The following is a 17,150-nucleotide window of genomic DNA, read 5'->3' as shown; positions in this document are numbered from 1 at the left end:
AAGCCGTGCGATGAGGCGCGCCCTTGCGCTGTGGCCCGTGCTGCTGGCCCCGCTGCTGGCAGCCGTCGGCGTGCAGGCCGCCAGCCTGAGCGTGGCGCCGCTGCGCATCGTGCTCACGCCCGAGCGCCCGGTGGCCTCGCTGACCATGGGCAACACCGACGAGGCCGAGGTCGCCGTGCAGGCCGAAGTGGTGGCGTGGTCGCAGGAGGACGGGCGCGATGTGTACGCGCCCACGCGCGAGGTGCTGGTCAACCCCGCCATCTTCAAGCTGCCGCCCGGCGGCCGGCAGATCGTGCGGCTGGGGCTGCAGGTGCCTGCCGACGCCAGGGAGCGCAGCTACCGCGTGTTCCTGCGGCAACTGCCGCGCGACCAGGCACTGCCGCAAGCCGGCGCCGAAGGGCCGCGGCTGCAGACGCTGCTGCGCATCGGCATCCCGGTGTTCGTGCCGCCGCACAAGGCGCAGCAGGCAGCAGGGCAGTCGCTGCAATGGCGCCTGCAGTCCGACGCGGGCAGGCTCCGGCTGGTGCTGGACAACCAGGGCAGCGAACACATCCAGGTCACGCGGGCCGTGCTGCGGCGCGACGGCGGCGCGGAACTGCTGCGCAAGGACCTGTCGGTCTACGTGCTGGCCGGGCAGTCGGCGGGCATCCCGCTCGATCTGCCCGCCCTGCCGCCGGACACCCGCCTGCAGATCGAGGCCGCCACCGATGCCGCCGAGACGCCGTTCAACGCCGATGTGCGCGTGCCCCGTGCGGCTGCCGCTGCGCGCTAGCGCCTGGGCCTGCTGCGGCTGGCTGTGGCTGCGCGTTGCGTGCGCGCAGACCGAGCCCGCCATGGATGCCGAAGACGCGCAGCCCGCGATATTGGATGTGCGCATCAACGGACAGGTGCAGCACGCGCCGCGGCCGCTGCTGCGCCGAGGCGCGCAACTGCTGGCGGCCGAACCCGATTTCGCGTCGTGGCGGCTGGTGCGGCCGGCCGCACCGGTGCTGCGGCGCGACCAGACGAACTACTACGACCTGCGCGCGCTGCCCGGCGCGCAGCTGCAAATCGACGAGAGCACGCAGAGCCTGGCGCTCACACTGCCGGCCGAGGCCTTCACGCCGGGTGCCGCCTATGTGCAAACCGGCGATCGCGCGCCGCTGTCGGCTTCGGCTTTCGGTGCTTTCCTCAACTACGACCTGGCGCTGCAGCACGACCGCGACGGCACGCGCGCCTCCGGTTACTTCGATGCGGCTGCGTCGGCCGATTGGGGCCTCGCGGGCACCAGCTTCGTGGCCGGCCGCTCCCCGGTGCTCGGCGGGCGCGGCACGACGCGGCTGGACAGCTACTTTCGCCGCGACGACCCGGACCGCCTCACGCGGCTGACCGTGGGCGACACGGTTTCGCAGGCGGCGGCGTGGTCCGCGCCGTTTCGCTTCGGCGGCGTGCAGTTCGGCACGCGCTTCGGCCTGCAGCCGGGCTACATCGGCTACCCCATGCCCACGCTGCGCGGCGGTGCGGCCGTGCCGTCGGCGGTGGAGGTGTACGTGAACGACACGCTGCGCTACCAGCGGCGCGTCGATTCGGGGCCGTTCGCGATCAGCGACGTGCCGGTGCTCACCGGCGCGGGCGAGATGCGCTTTGCGGTCACCGATGCCCTGGGCGTGCAGCGCACGGTGGTCACGCCCTACTACGTGAGCTCGAACCTGCTGCGCGCGGGGCTGTCCGACTACTCGGTGGAAGCGGGCTGGACGCGCCTGCGCTACGGCGAGCGCAGCTTCGACTACGGCCCGCCCTTCGTGGCCGGCAACTGGCGGCGCGGCCTGAACGACAGCGTGACCATGGAACTGCACGGCGAAGCCGGCGCGCGCAGCCAGACGGCAGGCGCCGGGCTCACCTGGGTATGGGGCACGGTGGGCGAGTTCTCGCTGCATGGCGCCGCCAGCCGGGGGCGGGGCAACGTCCATCCCTACATCACCCATCAAGACAACAGCGGCCACCTCTGGCGCGCCTCGTACACCCGCAACAGCAGTGTCTGGAATTTCTCGGCGAGCCGGCAGGTGGCCAGCCGCGGCTTCACGCAGATCGCCTGGCAAGACAGCCCCGTGCACGCCAACGCGCAGACACAACTTTTCGCCGGCCGCTCGCTGGGCCGCTACGGCACGCTGGGCGCGAGCCACACGCTGCTGCACTACAACACCGGCGAGCGCGTGGGCGTGACCACGGCCAGCTGGTCCATCGGCGTGGGCAGCGGCGCCTGGCTGGGCACCTACCTGGCCCACACCCGGCAGGACGGCAGGCGGCCGGCGAACTCGGTGGGCGTCACCTTGAGCTTCGCGCTGGGCGAGGGCCGCAACGCCTCGCTTTCGCTGCAGCAGCAAAAACCCGGCGGCCATTCGGCGGTGGCCGAAATCAGCCAGCAGCCGCCCGGCGACGCGGGCTGGGGCTGGCGGCTGCGGGCCGCCGACGGCGACAACGCGCGCTCCGAGGCCGGCGCGGATTTCCGGGGCCGCTACGGGCAGGTTTCCGCCGAGGCGGCGCGAGCGCAGGGCCAGACCGCGCTGCGCCTGCGCGCCAGCGGCTCGGTGGGCTATGCGGGCGGCATGGGCTTTGCCACCCGGCAGTCGGACGACGCCTTCGCGCTGGTCACGGTACCGGGCGGCGCGGGCGTGAAGGTCTACCGCGAGAACCACCCCTGGACCACCACCGACAGCCAGGGGCGCGCCATCGTCTCGGGGCTGCGCGCCTACGAGGTCAACCACATCAGCATCGACAACGGCGACCTGCCCATCGAGGCGCAGGTGCGCAGCGACGCACTGCGCGTGGTTCCGCGCCAGAAGGGCGTGGCCGCGGCGAGCTTCGACATCTCGCGCAGCCTGCTGGCGACGGCCACGGTGCGGTTGCCCGACGGCAGCCCGCTGCCCGCGGGCATCGACGTGCTCAGGCCGGCGCGCGGCACCTCGCTGGTGTCGGGCTTCGGCGGGCTGCTGGCCATCGACGACCCGCAGCCGCGCGAGCGCTTCGAGGCGCGATGGACCCAGGGCCGCTGCCGCTTCACGCTGGGCGACATCGACCGCAGCCGCGCCCTGCCCGCCCTCGGGCCCTACCGATGCGAGCCGGTGCCGCCATGACGCGCATGACCCGCACTGCACTCGCGGTCCTGCTCGGGCTGGGCAGTTGCCTGGCCGCGCACGACGCCCGGGCCGCCTGCACCGGCCTGGGCATCTTCAGCTGCAGCGCCACGGTCAGCGTGCTGGCGCCGCTGGCCTTCGGCAACTACAACCCTGGCAACGCCACGCCCACGAGCAACACCACGACCGTCAGGGTGGTCGGCACGGTCACTGGCCTGGGGGTTCTGGTCACGCTGTCGTATTCGATCGGCCTCAACGCGGGCACCGGCGGCAGCATCGCCAACCGGCAGCTCAACGGCCCGTCGACTACGCCGCTGGCCTACAACCTGTACACCAGCAATGCATACGCCACGGTGTGGGGCAACGGCACGGTCACCGACAGCTACAGCGCGCTGGCCTCCCTGGGCGGCAACTCGACCACGCGCAACTACACCGTGTACGGCCGCATTCCGGCGGGCCAGTACGTGGCACCGGGCAGCTACGGCAACACCATCACCGTCACCGTCATCTATTGAAGATCGAGGGCGTCCGGTAGGAGCCCTCCCGCACGACGAAGCGCCTTCGGCCCCGCCACATCGTCATGGCCAGTGCCGACAATGGCCGACCGAATCAGCCCAGGCTCCGCTCTCTCCATGACCTCCAAGGAATCGACCGCATGCTGAGGAACCGCCTCACGCGGATCAGCGCCGCGCTCTGCACCCTCGCCGCCTGCATCACGTTCACTGCCTGCACCGCCACCAGCGAAGCGCAGCGACAGGCCACCGCCAGCAAGCCGCCGGCCACCGATTGCACCGCGTGGGTGGGCGCCGACCGCAACGCGATGCTGCCCGGCTACCTGCTGCCCCGGGCGCAGGGCACCACGGGCAATGCCAAGGGGCCGACCGTCTGCGTGCCGCTGCTGCTCACGGCCAACCAGCCGCCTGAAAGCTACGCCGGCGGCGACTATCACATCAGCGAATTCACCGCCGACAAGCTCAAGGCCCGCTGGCGCGACTGCAAGGCCGAGGCCGCATGTTTTCAGCGCGTCAACGCACAGATCCAGCGCTGGCTGCCGCCCAACAAGGCGCGCGCCACGCGCTCGACGGGCACGGTCGACCCGTCGGGCCGCATCGACCCCGAAGGCCAGGTCGACCTGCGCAAGATCCGGCGGCCCGCGTTCTTTGCCAAGGCACCGTACCGCGAAGGCATCGCCGAGGCCGAGGGCCGGACCTACACGGTGGAGTTCACCGTGCCGCCCGATGCCTTCGAGCGCATCGACCTGAAGAAGACCGCGCCGATCAAGCTGCGCGGCTGGTACCTCGAAGGCACGGGCGTGGACGACGGCAAGGGCGGCAAGGTGCGCGCGCTCGCGCTCATGGCGCCGGGCGGCGGCGGGCAGCTCACGGCCATCCAGCATCCGGACGAAGTGACCTTGCGCACCGACGCGAAGACCGGCAAGACCGAATCGCTGAAATTTCCCAACGCCACCACCGAGACCATGGGCCAGCGCTGGTGGCGCGAAAACCTGCATGCGCTGAACCAGGCGGGCTTCGACGTGCTCGCCTACGACCGGCGCGGCGAAGGGCTCTCGGGTGGCTTCAGCGACACCAACACGCTGGAGCAGGGCGAGGACGTGTTCCGCGTGCTCGGCCAGCTGGAAAACGGCCGGGGCCTGCGCATGCTGACGCCCTCGGGCGACGTGCTCGAAGGCAACGCGGCCGCCGGCCGGCTGCTGGCGGGCATGAAGGCCAACGAGATCCCGCTGGTGCTGGGCGGTTACTCCCGCGGCTCGATGTCGACCGCGTGGGCCATGACCAGCAACTACGTCGCCTCCTGCACCTTCGACCTGCCCGAGGTGACCTGCGCGGCGCCACGCGGCCTGCGCAACATTCGCGGCGCGATCCTGCTGTCGTCGTTCGCGAGCGGCGCGGGCTACGTGGGCGACGCGCCCGACCTGGCCGACCGCAACCTGTTCCTGGGCGGCATGGCGGCGGACCACCACATTCTTTTCTATCCCACCTCCGAGACCCTCGCGGGCATGCACCGCTGGCCCGCCGCCTTCTTCGGCAAGGGCCTGTGGGACCGCGCCGAATCGCTCGAAGGCACCGTGGCCGCCTACAACCGCATCCGCGGCGTGAAGGAAATCGTGCTGGCGCGCGGACCGCATTCGATAGAGACTTGGCCTGAATCGGACCGTCGCTACCTGCGCGAGCGCATGGTGGCCTACGCCAAAACCGTGGTGGTCGGCGGGCGCACGGTGCCGGGCTTGCCGCGGGAGCGGATGTGGAAAGACTTCAAGGGACTGGTGGCGACCACGCCGGATTCGTGGGAGCCCTCGTCCAGGCCAAGGACCATGGAAAAAGCAACGGAACAATGATGACGATGCGCACCGCCCTCCTCGCCTGCGGCATGGCGCTGGCCGCCATCGCCGCCGCCTTTCACGTTCAGGTTCACGCGGCCGACTACACCGGCCCCATCTTCGACGCCCATCTGCACTACAACGAGGAAGCGTGGAACGGCTCGAACGGTCCCTTTCCGCCGGCCGAGGCGCTGGCGCGCATGCAGCGCAACGGCGTGCGCGCCATCGTCGGCAACTCGCGGCCCAACGAGGGCACGCGCACGCTGGCCGCCTCGCGCGAGACCAGCGAAGCCGGCGTCACCGTGGTGCCCTTCGTGCGCCTCTACCGCAACCGCGCCGACTACACCAACTGGTTCCGCGACGAGACCATCCACGAGATGGTGCTGACCGAACTGGCGCGCGGCACCGCGAGCGGCCCGTACCGCGGCATCGGCGAGTTCCACCTCTACGAAAGCGCCAACGCCAACGGCCCGGTCGCGAAAAAGCTCATGGTGCTGGCCGAGCAGCGGCAGCTGGCGGTGCTCGCGCATGTGGACGACGACGCCGTCGACCTGTTGATGGCGCACTCGCCGACCCAAGGCCGCGAGCTGCGGCTCATCTGGGCGCACACCGGCATCGGCGGCACACCGGTGGCGCGTGTTCGGCAGATGCTGGAGCGCTATCCGCGATTGATGGGTGAGCTGTCTTACCGCCCCGGCCTCACCTGCGACGGCGGCAAGCTGTGCGCGCCGTGGCGCGAGCTGATCCTGGCGTTTCCCGACCGCTTCGTCGTGGGCTCGGACACCTGGATCAACCAGCGCTGGAGCTCCTACGACGACATCATGAAAGGCTACCGTGGCTGGCTCGCCGACTTGCCGCCGGCGGTGGCGCAACGGGTCGCGTGGGGCAACGCAGCCGGACTGTTCGGCGTGCGGTAGAACTCGCGCCCTCGCGAGCGGGCGCGGTCCTGCGTCAGGTTCACGACACGCCTTCGGCGCAGAAAGCCAGGAACTCGTCGATCTCTTCGGTCTTGTCGAAGACCGCATCCGCGCCCAGGCTCAGGCACTGCGCGCGGTTATCGGCGGATGCCGCGTTCGTCAGCGCCACCACCATGCAGCCCTTGCGTCCCTTTCGGCCGGCCGCGGCCACGGCAGCGAGCACCCCCAGGCCGGAGCCCTGCCTGAGCAGCAGGTCAACCACCAGAATGTCCCAAGCCTCGGGGTTCTCGGCGAGCCAAGCCGACGCTTCGGCCTCCGACGGCGCGGTACCGATGATTTCAGCGCGCAGATAACCTTCGAGCACGACCTTCAGGCTGTCCTGGATCGTCGGCTCGTCTTCGACGAGGAACACGGCAAGCGGCATGGGGATGGGCTCCTGGCGCGGCGAACAGAACGTTGATTTTTCGAGACGCTGGCGGCTATTCCAGCCCGCTGAAGCTGAAGCGCGACTGCATCGGCGCGCTTTCGGGCAGCACATAGACCACACCCTTGCGCTGGCCCAGCACGGGCCGGATGTGGGTGTCGTAGAAGCTGGCCGGCACGTTGATGCAGCCATAGGAAATGCGGTTGTCGGCCACGCTCGGCGAAGCCAGGCGCTGCAGGCGCCGCTCGGCCTTGTTGTTGGCGCGGACGCGGTGCATGGAGACAGCGGCGTCGTAATCGACCCACACGATGTCTTCCCCCTGCAGGTTGCGTCCCGGCTCGCTCGCAAAGCGGCCCGCGGGCGTGGTGCGCTCGCCGGGCTTGATGTCGGACATCTTTCGTTCGCCGATGCCGGGCACCGAATCGTCGCCGCGTGCAAGGCCCAGCAGCACGGGCGAATCGCCCTGGAGCCTGCCTTGTGCATCGAAGACGTAGACGCGCGCCTTTTTCTTGTCGACCACGGCGAAGGCCTCGCCCCGGTTGTCGGCCGCAGCGACAGCCGCATCGGCCAGCCGTTGCGCATCGGGCTCGGCAGCCATGGCCGTGGCGCAAGCCCCGGCGAGCAGGCATGACGCAAGCGCGGCGAGCCGCGGGCCCGCGGCACCTGCGCGTCGTGTCAGCGCGCGCATCGATTCATCCCTTGCAATCCGATGGCGGCCGCTGGCATCAGTTGCGGTCGGCACGGGCCTGACGCATCGGGGCCGGCTCGCTGGCCATCGTCGAACTGCCGCTGCTGGAAGGGCTCTGCGTCATCGGAGCCATCGGTGCGGGAGCAGGTGCCATCGGAGCGGCCTGCGGCGTCGTGCCGGTGGTGCCCATCGGGCCGCCCACGGGGTTCTGCTGGCCTGCGGCGGTGGCAGGGTTCGCAGGTGCGGTGGTGGGCGGCGTGCCCTGCGCGAATGCGGCACCGGCAGTGCCAAGAGCGAAGCTGAGGGTTGCGATCAAGCGGGAAGTGCGGTTCATGGTGATGTCTCCTGAGGTTGTGCCGGGCGATTGCCCGACTGAACCCAAGCTAGTGGCTCAGCCGTCGCGCCGGGTCGGTGTACGGCGCGGTTCGGCGTAGGAGACCGATGTACGAAAACAGCAGCGCGCATCAGGTTTGCGCACCGATGACCAGCGCCGCCCACGGCATGTGGCGAAAGGCTTCGCCCAGCTGCAGCGCATCGCCATCGACCCGCACCGATTCGCCGGTCAGCAGGTTGTCGAGCGCCACGGCACCCAGCCCCGCGGGCAGGCGCACCGTGTTGCCGCTCCACCGATTCGCATCGGGCAAAGCTGGCACGGCATCGTCGTCGCTGGCCTGGCTGGAGAGCCCGACGAACAAGCGCCCCGCAATGATCAACAGCACCTGCTCGCCATGCCGGCGCGCAAAGGCCACCACATGCCTGGCCAGCGGTCCCTCGACCGTCAACGCCTCGTAGCTGCCTTCGCGGAACAGCAGCGGCTGCTCGCGCCGCAACGACAGCAGCCGCCAGATGAACCACAGCTTGGCGTGCCCGTCGTGCGGCGCCGCTGCCATCGCGCCCACGCGCGCAGCCAGGCCGCCCTGCGCTGCCATCGTTTGCAGGTGGTCCAGGCGTTGCTGCCGCAGCGCGTAGTCCACAGGCCGGCGGTTGTCCGGATCGACCAAGCTCAGCTCGATGAGCTCGCTGCCCTGGTAGAGATCGGGCACGCCGGGCGAGCCGTACTTCAGCAGCGTGAGCGTGAGGCTGTTCCAGGCGCCGAACCACGCCAGGCGGTCCGCCATGCGCTGGATGCCCGTCAGGCAGCCGCCCTCGCCCGCATCGCCGAGCAATTCGCGCACGAAGTTCTCCAGCGCGGCTTCGTAGTCGGCATCGGGCTGGGTCCAGCGGGTGCGCAGCTTCGATTCGCGCGCGGCCTTCTGCATGTACTGCCAGATGCGGTCGGCGTAGGCGGGCGTGGCCTCCGCATCGAGCCCGCCCAGCGGCAAGGCGCCCAGCAGCGTCTGGTACAGCAGGTATTCGTCGATGCGCGACGGGGCCTCGCCGCCTTCCAGCGCCTTGCGGGTGCCGCGGCACTGGACGTGCCAGCGCGTGAGCGCAAGCATCCATTCCTGGGGCATTTCGGAGAGCACGTCGATGCGGTTGCGCACGTCTTCCGAGCGCTTGTTGTCGTGCGTCGAGGTGGCCAGCATCGTGTGCGGCCAGCGCTGCGCGCGGTCGGCGCTGAGCGCATGAAACTGTTCCACCTCGAAGCCGAACTGGTCCGGCTCGCCGCCCACCTCGTTGAGCGCGCTCAACGGAAAGTAGCGGTAGAAGGCCGTGTCTTCCACGCCCTTGGCCGCCACCGGCGCGCTGAACTGCTGAAAGCGCAGGGCAAATCGCCGCACCCGTTCGGCCAGTGCCGGCGGCGCGGACGCCACCGCCTCTGCGCGCAACGCACTGCGCACGAAGTCGAAGACCGAGCGGTCCGCATCGCCGCTCAGGCGCACCGCCTCGTCGACGGCCTCGTCGATGAAGCGTTCGTCCTGCGCGGAAGGCCCGTCGACGATGTAGGTGCGGTACACCGGCATGCACGAAGCCACCTCGGACAGCGCACGCCGAAGCGCATTGAGCGTGTAGTCGCGCGTGCTGCGGTCGGCCCTGGCGATGCGCAGCAGCTCGGTGGCCAGTACGTTCAGTTCGGACGAGAGCGCATTGCGCATCACCTCGCGCCTACCCGCGCGGCAGATCGACGCGAAGTCGTCCGTCTGGCCCGTGAAGCGCTGCCAGGCGTGCAGCACGTCGGCCTCGGCGGCGGTGTCCACCAGCACGCCGTTGGCCACGTTCGCAAAGCGGTAGCCGGTGGTGCCGTGCACATGCCAGCTTTCAGGCACTTCCTCGTGACCGGCGGCGATCTTCTCGGCCACCACGTACAGCGGCCGCGCGGGCCGGCCGTCGGCGTCGTGCGTGGGCAGCACCAGGCCTGCGCGGCGCGCGTAGCCTTCCTGCAGCTTCCGGAAGTACTCGGCGGGGTCGTAGAGGCCGTCGGGGTGGTCGATGCGCAGGCCGTCGACCACGCCCGAGGCCGCCAGGTCCAGCGCGAAGGACTGCGTGGCCTCGAACACCTCGTCGCGCTCCATGCGCACCGCCGCCAGGTCGTTGATGTCGAAGAAGCGGCGGTAGTTGATCTCGTCCGCCGCCACCCGCCAGTGCGCGAGCCGGTAGGCCTGCGCCTCGACCAGCGCGTGCAGCGCGTCGCGGGCTTCGGGCTGCGCGAGGTTCAGCTCGGCCACCGCCGCCAGAAGCGCCTGCGCGACCGCAGGATGCTGCCGCGCCAGGCGTCCGAGCCGGGCCTTGAGCACCTCCTTGTCACGCACGCGCTCGGCCAGCTGGTCGGGCGAGGAGGCATCGCGCCCCGGCAGATGGGCAAAGGCCGACGAGAGGCTCGCCAGGCGGTCCGATGCTTCGCCGCCGTCCGCATCGCCCGGCCTTGCGAGCCGCGCGAGGGCCCGCTCCAGCACCACCGGATAGCTCTCGGGCGCCAGCGGAAACCGGTGATCGAAATAGCGGATGGCAAAGCTGCCGTGCTCGTGCTCGAAGTGCAGCACCAGCACGCCGCTCTCCAGCGCCTCGCCGTAGCGCACGCCCAGCACGGGCAGGAGCACCTTGCCGGTGATCTCCACGTTGAGCGGCTGCCAGTCGATGTCGAAGTGCTGCGCGTAGAGCGACGCGGGGCCGTTCTCCAGCACGTCCATCCACCAGTCGTTGTCCGCGCCGAACACGCCCATGTGATTGGGCACCATGTCCAGCAACTGGCCGAGGCCGTGGGCCTTGAGCGCCGCGATGAAGCGGGCAAAGCCTTCTTCGCCGCCGAGCTCGGGGTTGACCTCCGCGTGCGCGACCACGTCGTAGCCGTGCATGCTGCCCACGCGGGCGCGCTGGATCGGCGAGCAGTACACATGGCTCACGCCGAGGCTGGCCAGGTAGGGCAGCACGCGGATCGCGTCGTCGAAGCCGAAGTCCTTGTGAAACTGCAGGCGGTAGGTGGCGCGCGGCACGCGGGTTTCCAGGCCCGCCGGCGCGCTGCCCTCGGCGGTGGCGACACGGTGCGGCCGCGCAGTGCGCAGGGCCTCGGCCAGCGAATGCATGCGCGCGCCCCCGGCCAGTGCGGCCACCGTGTCGGGCAGCTTGCGCCGCCAGTTGGGATGCTGGTCGACCGTGCCGGGCATGTTGGCCTGCGCCACCACGCCGGCCACGTCTTCGAGCTGCACCATCATCAATGCCGAAGGCGCGGAGGCCAGGAACACATGGGCCGCCTCGACGATGCGGGCCGAGGGGAGCGCAAGGCCCGCGGCCTCGGCCACTTCCTCGCGCGACAGCACGCCCATCTGCTGCATGGCCTGCATCAGCTCGATGCGCTCCTGCATTCGGTCCATCAACTGCTTGTCGAAGATGGCGGGGTCGGGGAACAGGCCGAGCGAGAGCCGCTCGCGCAGGTCGTTGGCCGTCCACCAGCCCGCGAAGGTGGCCAGGTCGTGCGTGCTGATCGCGACCAGCGCGGCGGGCGGATACGCATCGGGCTGCTTGAACAGGCCGTCCTGCCGCTTCTCGAAGTAGAAGAGGCGGTAAGACAGCACATCGGCCCTGGCGAGCGCATCGCGCACCGCGTCTTCGACCGTGCCCAGGTCTTCGCCCACCACCATGCAGCGGTGGCGGTGGCTCTCGATGGCCACGATGGCGAGCATCTCGTCCAGCGGGTAGTACACATACGCGCCTTCGTGCGCGCCGCGCGCCGGCGGGATCCAGAACAGGCGCATGAGGCCCATCACATGGTCGATGCGCAGCGCACCCGCGCCGCGCATGCTCGCGCGCAGGGTCTCGGTGAAGAAGCGGTAGCCGTCGGCGCGCAGCCGGTCGGGCCGCATCGGCGGCAAGCCCCAGCGCTGGCCGGCGGGGTTGAACTCGTCCGGCGGTGCGCCGACGCTGGCGCCCTGTGCAAACACCTGCTGCGCGCCCCACACATCGGAGCCGGCGCGTTCCACCGACACAGCCAGGTCCACGTAGAGGCCCACGCCCATGCCGAGCGCGTCGCAGCGCGCCCCCGCGCGCGCCAGCTGGCGGCTGGCGAGCCACTGGAGGTATTGGTGGTAGCGAACGCGGTCGGCATTCGCCGCCGCGAAGGCCTTGACCTCGGCGGAAGCCGGATCGCGATAAGCGTCGGGCCAGGCATGCCAGTCCCACGCGCCGCCCTCGGTGGCAAGGAAGTGGGCCTGCAGCGTTTCGAACAGCGCATGCTGGCGCAAGGCCTCGCCGCGTTCGGCCACGAAGGCGAGGAAAGCCCTGCCCAACTCGGTGGCCTCGCCGGGCTTGCTGGATTCGATGTCGGTCGGCAGGTGCTGGGCGCGGAAGCTCTCGAACAGCAGCTCCAGCACTTCGAACTTGGCGGCAGCCACGCCGGTGTAGTCCACCAGCGAGCTCGCGCGCAAGGCGGCCAGCCGTGCCTGGAAGTCGGGCGACCGCACGCGGTCCACGGCCGCCTTGCAAGCCTCGAAGCCGTCGACCGCTTCCACGTCGATGTAGAGCACATTGAGCTGCTGGCGCGACGACGGGCTGTACGGGCTGGTGTGCAGCGGCGTGCTGGCGAACAGCGCATGCAGCGGGTTGAGGCCGATGATGTCGGCGCCCTGCGCGGCGATCTGCACGGCCAGCTCTTCGAGATCGCTGAAATCGCCGATGCCCCAGTTGCGCGGCGAGCGCAGGCTGTAGAGCTGCACCGCCGTGCCCCAGACGCGCCCGCCATCCTGCACCGCGGGCGGCCGGTAGCAGCGGCCGGGCGTGGCCAGCACCAGCGTTTCGCCGGCCAGGCCTTCGATGCGCAGGCGGTGGTAGCCGGCCTCCAGCGTCCACGGCATGTGCAGCGTGCGTTCGGTGAGCACGCCACCGTCGCTGTCGAAGCGGCCGGTTTCGGGCAAGGCATCGACCTCGATCTCGCCCTCCTGCTCGCGGCCCTGCTCGTCGTTGAGCTTCCAGCGAAGCCGGCGCATCGACGTCGGCAAGCGCAGCGGCACCGACCATGCGGCCACGGCGGCTTGCACCACCTGCACCGGCGGCATCGCCTCGGTGCGCCGCGTGCGTTGCGCCGCTTCGAGCGCGCGGCCCGCGTCGGCTGTGCTGTTCAGCTGCACGCCGAACTCGGCCAGCAGCGCGATCAGGCTCTGCGCGGAGGCTTCCTGCCGCAGGCCGAATGCATCGAAGTAACCGGTGGCAATGCCGTAGTGCGCGCAGAGCCGTGCCAGGTCGTCGGTAACGTGCTCGGTGACGTGATTCGCCTCAAGCATGCAGCGCCTCCAGCGTCACATGCACCGCGCCGCGCGCGAGATGCTGCGTGCCTTGGTGGCCGCCAGCGCCGTCGCTGTAGATCACCTCGCCGGGCGGCATCGTCACGCCCTGCGCGGGTTGCTCGCCGAAGTGGGCCAGCATGTGCAGCCGCATCGGCGGCGCACCTTGTGCGCCGGGCGACAGGTCCCATTGCACCTGCAGCGTGCCGTTGTCGCTGCTGTATGTGCCCGCGCCGGCCATGCCCGCCAGATGCGGAACGATGAGACGGTGGCGCAGCGACAGCAGCTTCTGCACTTCGCACAGCCGCGAAAAATGCGCGCGCGTGCCGCGCTCGCGCCAGCGCAGCTTGGACGCCAGGAAGGTGGCCTCGGCATTCGGGTCGGGAATGCGCGCGCGGGCGGCTTCGTCCGCAAACGCCGCGAAGCCGCCGAACTCCGAGCGGCGTCCGTCGGACACGGCCTTTGCCAGCTCGGGACCGAAATCGCAGAAGTACTGAAACGGTGTGGACGCCGCAAACTCGTCGCCCATGAACAGCATCGGCACATGCGGCGAGAGCAGCAGGCAGGCCATGGCGGCGCTCACCAGCACCGGATCGCCCAGCGCATGGATGCGCTCGCCGAAGGCGCGGTTGCCGACCTGGTCGTGGGTCTGCAGGAAAGACACGAAGGCCTGCGGCGGCAACCGCTTGCTGGGCTCGCCGCGCAACTCGCCGTGGCGAAACGCCGAAGCCTGCCCCTGGTAGATGAAGCCTTCGGCCAGCGCCAGCGCGAAGCGGTTCACCGGGTCGTCCGCGTAGTCGGCGTAGTAGCCGTCGCGCTCGCCGGTGGCCAGCACATGCACCGCGTGGTGCAGGTCGTCGTTCCATTGCGCGGTGCCGGCCTCGGGCAGGCCGCGCGCATTGCGCACCAGCATCGACGCCTGGTTGGTGTCGTTCTCCAGCACCAGATGCACCTGGCGCTCGTGCGCCGGCCCGGCGTCGATGGCCTCGCGGATCTCGCGCACGATGTGCGGCTGCGTCTCGTCGCGAATGGCGTGAATCGCATCCATGCGCATGCCGTCGAAGCGGAATTCCTCGATCCAGTAGAGCGCGTTGTGAATGAAGAAGTCGCGCACGGTGCGCGAGTTCGGGCCGTCGAAGTTGATGGCCGCGCCCCAGGGCGTCTGCTTGCCGGCGTTGAAGAATTCGGGGCAGTAGGCGTGCAGGTAGTTGCCTTCGGGACCGAAGTGGTTGTAGACCACGTCGATCAGCACCATCAGGCCCAGCGCGTGCGCCGCATCGACCAGTGCCTTGAGTTCGTCGGGCGTGCCATAGGAGGCATCGGGCGCAAACTGCAGCACGCCGTCGTAGCCCCAGTTGCGCCGGCCCGGAAAGTCCGCCAGCGGCATGAGTTCGATGGCGGTGATGCCCAGCTCGGCCAGTTCGCCCAGGCGCTCGCGCGCGGCGTTGAATGTGCCCTCTTCAGTGAAGGTGCCGATGTGCAGCTCGTACACCACTGCTTCTTCCCACGGCCGGCCGCGCCAGGCGTCGTCGGTCCAGGCAAAGCGTTGCGGGTCCGTCACCACGCTGGGGCCGTGCACGTCGTCGGGGTTCCAGCGCGAGGCCGGGTCGGGCACGCGCGTGCCGTCGGGCAGGCGGTAGCTGTAGCTGTCGCCATGCCCCGCGCCCGGCGCGGACAGGCGGTGCCAGCCATCCGCGTCGCGCGTCATCGGAAGCGCCGAAGGCTTGCCGCCCGCCGGCGTGTGCTCCAGCACCACCGCGTCGGTCGAAGGCGCCCAGAGCGCGAAGTCCACCGCGCCGGCTTGCACGGTGGCGCCAAACGGCATGCGATGCGTTCGGGCGCTCATGGCCGGACGTCCGGACGGCTCAGCACCACGAGCGAGCGGCACTGCAGCGGATAGCTGGGTTCGGCCCAGGCGGGCGCCAGCGCGGCGGCGTCCTCGGTGGTGGGCGGTGGCGAGTTGCTCGCGGTGTCCACCAGCAGCCGCCAGGTGCCGTAGGGCGTGGCGGGCAGCGTGAAGGGGATCTCGTCGTGGTGGGCGTTCATGAGCACCAGGAAGTCGTCGTCGTGCTGCGCCTCACCGCGCGGACCGCGGTCGGCGATGCCGCCGCCGGGGATGTACATGGCGATGCAGCGCGCGTTGGTGTCGCTCCAATCTTCTTCACGCATCTCGGCGCCGTCGGGCTTGAGCCAGAGCACGTCGGTCACGGTCTCGCCCTTGGCGGGCTTGCCCGCGAAGAAGGTGCGGCGCCGGAACGACGGGTGCGAGCGCCGCAGCGCGATCATGCGTTCCACGAAGGTGGTGAGCGCCAGGCGCTCGGGGGTGGAGGTCCAGTCCAGCCAGCCGAGGGCGTTGTCCTGGCAGTAGACGTTGTTGTTGCCCTGCTGGGTGTGGCCGCGCTCGTCGCCGGCCAGCAGCATGGGCACGCCCTGCGAGAGCAGCAGCGTCGCGAGCAGGTTGCGCTTCTGGCGCTCGCGCAGGCTCACCACCTCGGGGTCGTCGGTCGGCCCCTCGGCGCCGCAGTTCCACGACACGTTGTGGCTGTTGCCGTCGCGGTTGTCCTCGCCGTTGGCCTCGTTGTGCTTGTCGTTGTACGACACCAGGTCGTGCAGCGTGAAGCCGTCGTGCGCGGTGATGAAGTTGATGCTGGCGCTGGGCCGCTTGCCCGACCAGCCGTACAGGTCTTCGGAGCCGGTGACGCGCTTGGCCACCTCGCCGATGAGGCCGCCGTCGCCCTTCCAGAAGCCGCGCAGGCCGTCGCGGTACTGGTCGTTCCACTCGGCCCAGCCGAGCGGGAAGTTGCCCACCTGGTAGCCGCCGTGGCCCAGGTCCCAGGGCTCGGCGATGAGCTTCACCTTGTTGAGCGTGGGGTCCTGCCGGATCGCATCGAAGAAGCCGCCGAGGTTCTCGACCTTGCCCGACTCGCGCGCGAGCGCCGAGGCCAGGTCGAAGCGGAAGCCGTCGACGTGCATTTCCTCGGCCCAGTAGCGCAGCGAGTCCATCACCAGCTGCAGCGCATGCGGCTGCTCCAGGTTGACGGTGTTGCCGCAGCCTGTGAAGTCGTCGTAGTAGCGGCGATTGTCCGAATTGATGATGTAGTAGGAGGCGTTGTCCACCCCGCGCATCGAGAGCGTCGGCCCGAGCTGGTTGCCTTCGCAGGTGTGGTTGTAGACCACGTCCAGGATCACCTCGATGCCGGCGGAATGCAGCGTCTTGACCATGGTCTTGAACTCCTTCACCTTGCCCGAGGCGCTGTAGCGCATTTCGGGGGCGAAGTAGCCGAAGGTGTTGTAGCCCCAGTAGTTCTGCAGGCCCTTCTCGGCCAGGTGGCGGTCGTTCAGGAAGCTGTGCACCGGCAGCAGCTCGACCGTGGTCACGCCCAGGCGCTTGAGGTAGTCGACCACGGGCGCGCAGCCCAGCGCGGCGTAGGTGCCGCGCAGCTCGGGCGGCACGTCGGGGTGCGTCATGGTGAAGCCGCGCACATGCATCTCGTAGATCACCATGTCCTGCGAGGGCACCGCGGGACGGCGGTCGTCGCCCCAGGTGAAGGCGGTTTCCAGCACGCGGCCCTTGGGCATCAGCGGGGCGCTGTCGCGGCGGTCGAAGGACAGGTCTTCGCGCTTGCTGCCGACCGTGTAGCCGTAGAGCGCATCGCCCCAGCGCAGGTCGCCCACCAGGTCCTTGGCGTAGGGGTCCAGCAGCAGCTTGTGGGCGTTGAAGCGGTGGCCCTCCTCGGGCTTGTAGGGTCCGTGCACGCGGTAGCCGTAGGCCTGGCCGGGGCGCGCCTCGGGCAGGTAGCAGTGCCACACGCCGTCGGTGCGCTCGCGCATGGTGATGCGCTGCAGCTCATGGCGGCCGCGCTCGTCGAACAGGCACAGCTCCACCTTGTCGGAGTGCTGCGAGAACAGCGCGAAGTTGACGCCCTCCCCGTCCCAGGTGGCGCCGCGCGGATAAGGCCTGCCGGGCCAGACGGCCGTGATCGTTGGATTGGTTTTTCGTGTCATTCAGGTGGCCGGAT

At 70.0% G+C, this 17,150-nt stretch carries 11 protein-coding genes; 5 read left to right on the top strand and 6 right to left on the bottom strand.

Translation table 11 applies throughout. From position 1 onward, the window contains the following. The first annotated feature begins 10 nt into the window (after window positions 1-10). From ABIC90_RS02080 to ABIC90_RS02060, 5 genes are all read left to right on the top strand, one after another. The gene (locus ABIC90_RS02080; protein WP_354352365.1) at window positions 11-772 is read left to right on the top strand and encodes a fimbrial biogenesis chaperone; all 762 of its coding nucleotides are present in this window, start codon (window positions 11-13) and stop codon (window positions 770-772) included. Continuing rightward, window positions 708-3,113, top strand: coding sequence for a fimbria/pilus outer membrane usher protein (locus ABIC90_RS02075; protein WP_354352364.1), 2,406 nt, complete (start codon window positions 708-710; stop codon window positions 3,111-3,113). The genes ABIC90_RS02080 and ABIC90_RS02075 overlap by 65 nt, the downstream gene beginning before the upstream one ends. Further along, window positions 3,110-3,628 (top strand): spore coat protein U domain-containing protein, encoded by a 519-nt coding sequence (locus tag ABIC90_RS02070; RefSeq protein WP_354352363.1) that lies wholly within the window; start codon window positions 3,110-3,112, stop codon window positions 3,626-3,628. Before ABIC90_RS02075 ends, ABIC90_RS02070 begins: the two co-directional genes overlap by 4 nt. 140 nt (window positions 3,629-3,768) lie before the next feature. Next, entirely contained in the window at window positions 3,769-5,469 is a 1,701-nt protein-coding gene (locus ABIC90_RS02065; protein ID WP_354352362.1) for an alpha/beta fold hydrolase, read from the top strand. A 5-nt stretch (window positions 5,470-5,474) separates the two neighbouring features. Beyond that, window positions 5,475-6,368, top strand: coding sequence for an amidohydrolase family protein (locus ABIC90_RS02060; RefSeq protein ID WP_436318160.1), 894 nt, complete (start codon window positions 5,475-5,477; stop codon window positions 6,366-6,368). 40 nt (window positions 6,369-6,408) lie between these two features. Here the strand turns inward: ABIC90_RS02060 and ABIC90_RS02055 are convergent, their stop codons facing one another. The 6 genes from ABIC90_RS02055 to glgX form a co-directional block, all read right to left on the bottom strand. After that, a complete protein-coding gene (locus ABIC90_RS02055) occupies window positions 6,409-6,792 on the bottom strand; it encodes a response regulator (RefSeq protein WP_354352361.1) in 384 nt (127 codons plus the stop codon). Window positions 6,793-6,847: 55 nt separating this feature from the next. Beyond that, window positions 6,848-7,480, bottom strand: a complete 633-nt coding sequence (locus tag ABIC90_RS02050) for a L,D-transpeptidase (protein ID WP_354352360.1) — start codon at window positions 7,478-7,480, stop codon at window positions 6,848-6,850. A gap of 37 nt (window positions 7,481-7,517) precedes the next feature. Beyond that, window positions 7,518-7,814 carry a proteophosphoglycan ppg4 gene (locus tag ABIC90_RS02045; RefSeq protein ID WP_354352359.1) on the bottom strand — a complete coding sequence of 99 codons (297 nt, stop codon included), beginning with the start codon at window positions 7,812-7,814 and terminating at the stop codon, window positions 7,518-7,520. A 130-nt stretch (window positions 7,815-7,944) separates the two neighbouring features. Continuing rightward, window positions 7,945-13,131 carry a malto-oligosyltrehalose synthase gene (locus tag ABIC90_RS02040; protein WP_354352358.1) on the bottom strand — a complete coding sequence of 1,729 codons (5,187 nt, stop codon included), beginning with the start codon at window positions 13,129-13,131 and terminating at the stop codon, window positions 7,945-7,947. Continuing rightward, window positions 13,124-14,977 carry a malto-oligosyltrehalose trehalohydrolase gene (gene treZ / locus ABIC90_RS02035; protein ID WP_354352357.1) on the bottom strand — a complete coding sequence of 618 codons (1,854 nt, stop codon included), beginning with the start codon at window positions 14,975-14,977 and terminating at the stop codon, window positions 13,124-13,126. Before treZ ends, ABIC90_RS02040 begins: the two co-directional genes overlap by 8 nt. Then, window positions 14,974-17,136: a glycogen debranching protein GlgX gene (glgX, locus tag ABIC90_RS02030; protein ID WP_354352356.1), complete on the bottom strand. Its 2,163-nt coding sequence runs from the start codon at window positions 17,134-17,136 to the stop codon at window positions 14,974-14,976. Before glgX ends, treZ begins: the two co-directional genes overlap by 4 nt. Between the last annotated feature and the right edge of the window lie 14 nt (window positions 17,137-17,150).

The organism is Variovorax boronicumulans (assembly GCF_040544675.1).
GTDB classification, from domain to species: domain Bacteria; phylum Pseudomonadota; class Gammaproteobacteria; order Burkholderiales; family Burkholderiaceae_C; genus Variovorax; species Variovorax boronicumulans_D.
The sequence above is the reverse complement of the archived record's forward strand: the minus strand, read 5'-3'. Positions and strand labels throughout refer to the sequence as shown.

Excerpts from the sequence above, each read along its gene's own strand:
- ABIC90_RS02080 (WP_354352365.1), top strand. The coding sequence starts at position 11 with ATGAGGCGCGCCCTTGCGCTGTGGCCCGTGCTGCTGGCCCCGCTGCTG.
- ABIC90_RS02075 (WP_354352364.1), top strand. The coding sequence starts at position 708 with ATGCCGCCGAGACGCCGTTCAACGCCGATGTGCGCGTGCCCCGTGCGG.
- ABIC90_RS02070 (WP_354352363.1), top strand. The coding sequence starts at position 3,110 with ATGACGCGCATGACCCGCACTGCACTCGCGGTCCTGCTCGGGCTGGGC.
- ABIC90_RS02065 (WP_354352362.1), top strand. The coding sequence starts at position 3,769 with ATGCTGAGGAACCGCCTCACGCGGATCAGCGCCGCGCTCTGCACCCTC.
- ABIC90_RS02060 (WP_436318160.1), top strand. The coding sequence starts at position 5,475 with ATGCGCACCGCCCTCCTCGCCTGCGGCATGGCGCTGGCCGCCATCGCC.
- ABIC90_RS02055 (WP_354352361.1), bottom strand. The coding sequence starts at position 6,792 with ATGCCGCTTGCCGTGTTCCTCGTCGAAGACGAGCCGACGATCCAGGAC.
- ABIC90_RS02050 (WP_354352360.1), bottom strand. The coding sequence starts at position 7,480 with ATGCGCGCGCTGACACGACGCGCAGGTGCCGCGGGCCCGCGGCTCGCC.
- ABIC90_RS02045 (WP_354352359.1), bottom strand. The coding sequence starts at position 7,814 with ATGAACCGCACTTCCCGCTTGATCGCAACCCTCAGCTTCGCTCTTGGC.
- ABIC90_RS02040 (WP_354352358.1), bottom strand. The coding sequence starts at position 13,131 with ATGCTTGAGGCGAATCACGTCACCGAGCACGTTACCGACGACCTGGCA.
- treZ (WP_354352357.1), bottom strand. The coding sequence starts at position 14,977 with ATGAGCGCCCGAACGCATCGCATGCCGTTTGGCGCCACCGTGCAAGCC.
- glgX (WP_354352356.1), bottom strand. The coding sequence starts at position 17,136 with ATGACACGAAAAACCAATCCAACGATCACGGCCGTCTGGCCCGGCAGG.